The organism is Peribacillus sp. NPDC058002, assembly GCF_042886655.1.
GTDB lineage: Bacteria > Bacillota > Bacilli > Bacillales > DSM-1321 > Peribacillus > Peribacillus aracenensis.
The window spans coordinates 16,543-17,411 of record NZ_JBHVQU010000084.1; the positions used below are offsets into that span (position 1 = coordinate 16,543).

Sequence of the window (869 nt, forward strand, 5' to 3'; positions counted from 1 at the left end):
ACTGATTTAATATCCTTTGCAAATTGGGAATCTACATCTTTTGTATTCACTGTAACAACGTTTCGATACATATCCGGCATTTTTTCTAAAACAAGGGCATCCTGGAGGTCCATTTTCGCTGCAAGAGCGAAGTTGCCAGGGACCGCTGATAGGTCAACACTGTCTGTTGCCCGAGGCAATTGAGCGGATTCCAATGGTTTGAGTTGGATGTTTTTTGGATTTTTCGTTACATCCTTTTCAGATATTTTTAAAGGGTCGACATCTGGATCAACTTCAATCAACCCTTCATCCACCAGCACTTTAAGTGCACGTGCAAGGTTAACCGGATCATTGGGCACTGCAAGGGATGTACCGTCTTTAATTTCTTTCAATGATTTATACTTGTTCGAATATATGCCCATTGGTGCTGTTGGAACTATGATAAGGTCGGAAAGCTTTAAATCATTTTCTTTAGCGAAGTTATCCATGTACACCTTATGCTGGAAAAGGTTGGCATCGATCGAATGGTTGCCAAGGGACTTATTCGGCTGGATATAGTCGGTGAATTCGACGATCTCTACATTGTAACCGAGATCTTCCAGACCTGGTTTGATGGCCTCTTTAACCATATCGGCATAGGGCCCGGTAGTCGCCCCGATCTTCAATTCTTTTTTGTCTTCAGTTTTTGGGGATGCATCATCACTCCCGCATGCTGCCAACCCAAGGGCAAGTGCACAGACTGATAATAACGAAGCTATTTTCTTCATTTGAAATTCCTCCTGTTTAATGAAATGTATTGAATCATTGAAAAAATGACTGATCCCTATCGTTTGTTAACTATGTATGAGGCCTTGTCACCAACCATTTGAATGATTTGCACAAGGCAGATC

At 41.8% G+C, this 869-nt stretch carries 1 protein-coding gene; it reads right to left on the reverse strand.

Features of this window, described 5'->3' with window-relative positions; genetic code table 11:
* On the reverse strand, window positions 1-746 hold a 746-nt coding region (locus ACFVSH_RS15260), incomplete at its 3' end, for a MetQ/NlpA family ABC transporter substrate-binding protein (RefSeq protein ID WP_387706685.1).
* Window positions 747-869 lie beyond the last annotated feature (123 nt).